This window comes from Crocosphaera sp. Alani8 (genome assembly GCF_038442745.1).
Classification (GTDB): Bacteria; Cyanobacteriota; Cyanobacteriia; order Cyanobacteriales; family Microcystaceae; genus Crocosphaera.
Genome location: NZ_JARVCN010000198.1, coordinates 1 through 6,219, shown reverse-complemented (window position 1 = coordinate 6,219; position 6,219 = coordinate 1). Strand labels below are relative to the sequence as shown.

The 6,219-nt window shown below is 35.5% G+C and carries 7 protein-coding genes and 2 pseudogenes; 7 read left to right on the top strand and 2 right to left on the bottom strand.

Translation table 11 applies throughout. The features are described 5' to 3' along the window. Positions 1 to 34: 34 nt before the first annotated feature. Both P9B04_RS25180 and P9B04_RS12655 read left to right on the top strand, forming a co-directional pair. Positions 35 to 139: pseudogene (locus P9B04_RS25180) on the top strand (hypothetical protein); the annotation flags it as partial. Positions 140 to 316: 177 nt separating this feature from the next. After that, positions 317 to 1,081 carry an ankyrin repeat domain-containing protein gene (locus P9B04_RS12655; RefSeq protein WP_342055350.1) on the top strand — a complete coding sequence of 255 codons (765 nt, stop codon included), beginning with the start codon at positions 317 to 319 and terminating at the stop codon, positions 1,079 to 1,081. Positions 1,082 to 1,135: 54 nt separating this feature from the next. Here the strand turns inward: P9B04_RS12655 and P9B04_RS12650 are convergent, their stop codons facing one another. Continuing rightward, the gene (locus P9B04_RS12650; protein ID WP_342055351.1) at positions 1,136 to 1,699 is read right to left on the bottom strand and encodes a DnaB-like helicase C-terminal domain-containing protein; all 564 of its coding nucleotides are present in this window, start codon (positions 1,697 to 1,699) and stop codon (positions 1,136 to 1,138) included. 165 nt (positions 1,700 to 1,864) lie between these two features. On the opposite strand from P9B04_RS12650, the gene P9B04_RS12645 reads away from it, so the two are divergent. From P9B04_RS12645 to P9B04_RS12630, 4 genes are all read left to right on the top strand, one after another. Continuing rightward, on the top strand, positions 1,865 to 2,686 hold the full coding sequence (locus P9B04_RS12645) for a tetratricopeptide repeat protein (protein WP_342055349.1): 822 nt from the start codon (positions 1,865 to 1,867) through the stop codon (positions 2,684 to 2,686). 86 nt (positions 2,687 to 2,772) lie between these two features. Further along, positions 2,773 to 3,474 (top strand): MotA/TolQ/ExbB proton channel family protein, encoded by a 702-nt coding sequence (locus P9B04_RS12640; protein WP_342055348.1) that lies wholly within the window; start codon positions 2,773 to 2,775, stop codon positions 3,472 to 3,474. 6 nt (positions 3,475 to 3,480) lie between these two features. Then, positions 3,481 to 3,903, top strand: coding sequence for an ExbD/TolR family protein (locus tag P9B04_RS12635; protein WP_342055347.1), 423 nt, complete (start codon positions 3,481 to 3,483; stop codon positions 3,901 to 3,903). A gap of 7 nt (positions 3,904 to 3,910) precedes the next feature. Then, positions 3,911 to 4,354, top strand: coding sequence for an ExbD/TolR family protein (locus tag P9B04_RS12630; RefSeq protein ID WP_342055346.1), 444 nt, complete (start codon positions 3,911 to 3,913; stop codon positions 4,352 to 4,354). A gap of 1 nt (position 4,355) precedes the next feature. Here the strand turns inward: P9B04_RS12630 and P9B04_RS12625 are convergent, their stop codons facing one another. After that, positions 4,356 to 5,303, bottom strand: a complete 948-nt coding sequence (locus tag P9B04_RS12625) for a hypothetical protein (protein WP_342055345.1) — start codon at positions 5,301 to 5,303, stop codon at positions 4,356 to 4,358. A gap of 221 nt (positions 5,304 to 5,524) precedes the next feature. On the opposite strand from P9B04_RS12625, the pseudogene P9B04_RS12620 reads away from it, so the two are divergent. Further along, positions 5,525 to 6,166, top strand: a pseudogene (locus P9B04_RS12620) (substrate-binding domain-containing protein); the annotation flags it as partial. Positions 6,167 to 6,219 lie beyond the last annotated feature (53 nt).

Genomic DNA, 6,219 nt, shown 5'->3' with positions numbered 1-6,219 from the left:
CTTGAGTCAGTGAACCAAGAATCCCCCGAATTATATTCGTGGGGAGTGTCAAAAAAAAGGACATCAAGGTTATATAAGTGAAATAGTTTTCGATCAATCTGGGGATTATATCGCTTCAAGAAGTCCCTCAGATAGTACAGTAAAGATATGGGAAACTGATACAGGAAAAGAAATTGCTCAGATTGGTGAAATAAAAGATAATTCTGGAGGAATTCGTTTTAGTCCTGATTCAAAATATTTAGCTGTATTTGAAGGAAGAAATATTAAGCTTTGGTTATGGCAGAAAAATGATTTATTTTCTGAAGCTTGTTCTCGATTGACTCGTAATTTAAAATGGGAAGAGTGGCAGCAATATTTAGAAAATGAGCCATATAACAAGACTTGTTCAAACCTACCTCTTCCAGCATTTAGCCAACTAGAATCAGATATTTCCATAGAGTTACTAAAAGATATTAATGTTAATGAGAAAGATGAAATTGGAGAAACCGTTTTACTTTGGGCAGTCAAAGAAGGTCGAGAAGATATTATTAAGTGGTTGGTCAATAAAGGTGCTGATATTAATGTAACAAATAAAAATGGTGATACTCTTCTCATGTTAGCAACGAATAATTATCTTGCAAGTTCAGTTCAACTATTCATTGATAAAGGAGTTGATATTAATGCCCGAAACAAGTATGGTGATACTGCATTAATAAAAAGTATAGATTACAAAAAGGAAACTGTTTCTGAAGCAGAACTTATGAATGTTGTAAAATTATTAATCAAGAATGGTGCTGATATTAACATAATACCGAAATCAAAGTCAAAATTTGCATACACAGCATTAATGGAAGCAACAAATGAGAATTATTTTAAGCTCGTTAAATTTTTACTAAATAATGGAGCTAATGTAAATTTAAAAAATGAAGCTGGAATGACCGCATTAATGATAGCTGCCGAAGAAGGTTATGTAAACATACTTCAATTATTACTTGAAAAAGGAGCTGATGTTAATATCAAAAATGAATCGGGAGAAACTGCATTAAATTTAGCGGAAGAACGTAAAAATGAAAAAGTTATAGAAATTTTAAAACGAAATTAAAACAATATAATCTTATGATTTGACCTAAAATTTTCCCGACTGAATTTTCCCTTTTTAATTTTCCGATACCACCTCTCTTGCATAAAGACCTTGAACCTGACAAAACTTACCAACAGTCGGCTCAAACAAAACCTGACAAACCCCTGTCCCCCCATTCCTATTTTTAGCCACATTAATCTCCATCACCCCTTTATCCTTAGTCTCTGAATTATAATACTCATCCCGATACAATAATAACCCTAAATCCATATCCTGTTCAATATCCCCTGAATCTTTAATATCAGCCATAGTCGGACGTTTATTCGCCTGACTTTCTACTCCTCTATTAATCTGTGCTAAAGCAATAAATGGCACATCAAACTCCTTAGCAATGTCCTTAAACGCTCCCGAAAACTGACCCACAGCTTGCGTTCTATTCCCTGCTGCTCTATCCCCTAACTTCTGAATATAATTCATGATAACTAATCCTAAACAACCATATTCTGATTGAACTCTCCGCAACACAGAACGCATCCTGGAAGTATTTTGAATACTAGCAGGAGTATCATCAATAATAATCAGTAACTTACTCAAAACCCCTAAAGCTTTCACCAAATTATCATATTCATCCTGATAAATCTGATTCTAAATAGCAATTTTCATTTGCATAGATTACAAATTCAGATAAAAATAGTCTCCACACTTCCCACCCCTATCCAAGAATAAGTAATTAGGATATTTATCTTAAACTCCCCAAACCATTTAAGATAAGAATATCGCTGTTGAATATTGCATCCTAAATTTATGACAAGCTCTAAAACAAAGAACCGTCGTTGGACTTATGCTACCTTAATATTGATGTTGATGGCTCTGATTTCTTTTTCTGTTTTACCCGTTGTAAGCAGTATTGTTCAAGCTTCTCAAGGGGAGCAAACACCTCTAGTTAACCCCGAAACTGCAAGATTAGAAAACGAGGCTTTAGGGTATCAATTGGTCTTAGAAAGGGAACCAGACAACGAAAACGCCCTTTTAGGACTTCTAGAAACTCGACTAAAACAAGGGGACTTAAAAGCTGCGATCGCTCCTTTACAACGCTTAGCGCAACTTAACCCCCAACAATCGGATTATGCTATTTTACTTGCTCAATCTCAACAACAACTAAAGAACTATTCAGAAGCTTTAAATACCTATCAGCAAATTGTGGCAACCAACCCTGGAGATATGCGAGCATTAAAAGGAATGGTGGATCTTTACTTAGAACAAAGTCGCTCTCAAGATGCTATTGAGTTAGTGCAAAATACCTTAAACGAAGCGATCGCACAAGAATCCAATGAATCAGCCTCCCAAAGTGTTTTTAATTTAACCTCTCTACAATTACTCTTAGGAGAAATTTACACCGAAAAACAACAATACGATGATGCTTTAGTTATCTATAATCAAGCTATTAAAGGAGATAAAGACGATTTTCGTCCTCTATTAGCCAAAGGAATGTTATTTCGAGAACAAGGTAAAGAAGAAGAGGCTCAAAGCTTATTTAAAGAGGCTATTTTAAAAGCCCCTGTTCAATACAAAGAACAACTCAAAGACATTTCTTTACAACGTCCTCAACAGAAGAGTGAGCAATAAATTTAACTGAGAACTTCTTTAACTTGTTTTAACCTTACTGTTTGATAATATTCTTTGTCTCAGAAGAATAGTAAGTTTTCAAATTAATGACCAATATTTACGACTTATTTTTAAAGGGAGGCCCAGTAATGTGGCCTCTATTAGCATTATCTATTTTTACCTTCACTATTGCTTTTGAAAGAACTTGGTTTTGGATTAGACTATTAAGCCAAGAAAATCGCATTGTCCACGACGTTTTAGAAACATCCCGTTACGATCTTATAGAAGCTCAAAAGATCGCTCAACACGCTCGTTTTTTACCCATCGGACGCTTTTTATTAGCACCTCTTCAACTCAAAAAACCCTCTCCTGAAACTTTCCGCCTAGCTATGGAATCTAGAGGCGATCGTGAGTTTATTCAAATGAGAAAAGGGGATAAATTTTTAGAAACTGTAATTGCAGTTGCTCCTTTATTGGGATTATTAGGAACTGTAACTGGATTAATTACAACCTTCAACAATCTACAAATAGGAGAAGGTGCAAGTCTCTCAGACACTTCTCAAGCAGCTGCTGGTATTTCTGAGGCATTAATCACCACAGCTGCTGGTATGATTGTCGCTATTATCGCCCTACTAATTTACCGTGTTTCTGTTACTTTGCAAAGTGGACAAGTTGAATATTTTGCAGAAGTTGGGACAGAATTAGAACTAATTTATCGACAGTTTTGGTACGAACCAGAATTAGAGGAAAAGCAAACAGCATCTACAGCTTTACCCCCAGGTAGTACAGTTAATGTAGAAAATTATTGATAAAAAATGAAATTTAAAGAACAACGATCTTCTTCTGTTCCTGAAGTCAATCTAGTTCCGATGATTGATGTCTTAATGTCAGTTTTACTCTTTTTTATTATCACTTCTATGACGTTGACCAGCAAAATTTTAAGTGATATCAATCTTCCTGGAATATCTAATAGTGACAACACCGAAAAACAAGAAAATAATCAACCAGGATTAATTATTGGTATAGACAAAGATAAGAATTTATTCATTCGTGAAGAGATGGTTAATGAAGAGGAGATGTTTCAGAATGTTGCTACATTTTTAGACGAAAATCCATCAGGAGAGGTTATAATTAAAGCAGATCAAGAACTGTCTTATGAGGACATCTCCCAATTACTAAATAAACTAAGTAAAATAAGTGATCAACAAGTTTTCTTAGCAATTGATCAAGAAAATTGAAAAAACAATGAGATTTAAAAGTCAAAAGTATCATAACTCTATTCCTACTATCGATTTGATACCCATGCTAAATGTTATGATGTCGGTATTGGCATTTTTTATCTTGGTTTCTATGAGTTTAACCACCGGTCCTCAAGGGGTCAAAGTGGATTTACCTGGGGATGGAAAAGATACAGAAATCCCTATAGATAAACCAAGTAAAAATCTAATAGTTACCTTAAAATATGATGACAGTTTTAGCGTTAGTGATTACGATCAAAAGATACAAACAATCGACCAATTAAAAGTAATTGTCCAAAATCATTTAACAAATCAAGAAACAGGGACGGTTTTATTAATGGCAGATAAAACAGTTTCTTATAAAAAAATTATAGGAACATTAATCGAATTAAAACAAATAGAAGAAAATAGAATTTCTTTAGCTATTACCACAGAAAATGATGCTCCTTGATTTAGGGAACATTTTGAGGATTATCGAGCCATAAAACCAACAAAGCACCACTTCCTTTTAACTTAACAATGCTCATATAAAAAGTAACATCGGCTGAATTTTTAGCTTGGTATAACAAAGAATCCCCATATTCTTCTTCTAATGGATTAATTTCAAATCCTAACTCGTTCTTAACCACTGGTTCAATGTAATCGAAATAAGCACCGTAAGGATTGGTTTGAGGAATAGTTAAAAACCCTAATGTACCTGACTTAAGTTGCTCTTCTTCTGTTAAAAAATAAGCAATATGCTCATCTCTAATAAACTGTGTAGGTAAAGTATCAATATAATTTTCCATCGCTTCTAAATCATTGCTACTTTCTTCTAAACGTTTTAAAATTCTTGGTCTTAATTCCTCTAATAAACTAGAACCTTTTTCAGAAGCAATTTCGTTTTGATTATCTACATTATTAACCTCATTATTAGGGATGGGAGTAGGTGTAGGAGTCGGTGTAGGTGAAGATATAGGGGAAGGAGTGGGAGTAGGTGTAGGAGTAGGTTTAGGTGAAGATATAGGGGAAGGAGTGGGAGTAGGAGTCGGTTTAGGTGTGGGAGATTTCTGGGGAGATGGAATGATTTGGGGAGTAGGAGAAGGTTGGGTTATTGTTGGTATCTGTCTGGGTTGCTGTCTAACTCTTGGAAGACTTTGAATAGGTTGCGGTGTGGGAGTAGACTTAACTTGCGGTGGTGGTTTAGGGGTTGCTGGAGAAGGTTGGGGGGAAGGAGGAATTAAACGAGTAATTTCTACTTTTTCTTCAATTTCTTCTGTCTTTTCTTGTTCTGATTTAGATGGAGAAGGAAGGGGTAAACTTAAAAATCCCAGATGAAATATCAGGGAAAGAAAAAACATCGGTCGAAATAAAAAACGTAATTTTAATAATAAATTGTAAATGGTTCTAATTAATGCCATTTTCTTAAAACTCAAAAATTCCTTCCTAGATGATAAACATAAATTTAAGTTTTACCTAAAAAATTATCGTAGATTTAAAAGCACATTAAGAAGAGAATAAGAAAGGATATTATTAATCTATCTTTTACTTTCTATTAACCCCAAAATAGACTTTTTTTGAAATAATAGATCGGGCATACACCTAAACAATAAAAAATTAAACCATTAGGAATTAATCAGCTATGAACGTAAAGGTAAATGGTTGGCTTTTTGCGGGTGCATTTGCATTAGGCTTACTCTTAGTTAACTTGACTAATATTCCCGTTAGCTCTCAAGGTCGTGCTATCATCAAAGTCGATGGTTCTAGTACGGTTTATCCCATCACTGAGGCTGTGGCCGAAGAATACCAGAAAATGAAACGGGGTGCTGTGCAAGTCACCGTTGGTATTTCTGGAACTGGTGGTGGTTTCAAGAAGTTTTGTTCAGACAATCCAGCAGTTAAAACGGACATTTCCAATGCTTCGCGGCCTATCAAAGATAGCGAGAAGAAGATGTGTGCAGATGCAGGAGTTCCATTCATCGAGATTCCTGTAGCTTTCGATGCTATCACCGTTGCTGTGAACAAGGAAAACACCATAAGCGAGGTTACCACCGCAGAATTAAAGAAAATGTGGGAACCTGGAGCCACCAATAAGATTACCAAGTGGAATCAAGTCAACCCCAGTTGGCCCAACGCTTCTTTGAAACTTTATGGTCCCGGAGCAGACTCAGGAACCTTCGATTATTTCACCGATGAAATTGTTGGGAAATCAGGGGATAGTCGTACCGACTACACCGCCAGCGAAGACGACAACGTATTGGTTCAAGGGGTTGCTAACGACAAATTAGGTATCTTCTCAAAAAGCCAGGGGTCACTCGCTGCGAAAACTTAGGCCAA

Coding starts and splice junctions, on each gene's coding strand:
- P9B04_RS12635 (WP_342055347.1), top strand. CDS start 3,481: ATGAAATTTAAAGAACAACGATCTTCTTCTGTTCCTGAAGTCAATCTA.
- P9B04_RS12630 (WP_342055346.1), top strand. CDS start 3,911: ATGAGATTTAAAAGTCAAAAGTATCATAACTCTATTCCTACTATCGAT.
- P9B04_RS12645 (WP_342055349.1), top strand. CDS start 1,865: ATGACAAGCTCTAAAACAAAGAACCGTCGTTGGACTTATGCTACCTTA.
- P9B04_RS12640 (WP_342055348.1), top strand. CDS start 2,773: ATGACCAATATTTACGACTTATTTTTAAAGGGAGGCCCAGTAATGTGG.
- P9B04_RS12625 (WP_342055345.1), bottom strand. CDS start 5,303: ATGGCATTAATTAGAACCATTTACAATTTATTATTAAAATTACGTTTT.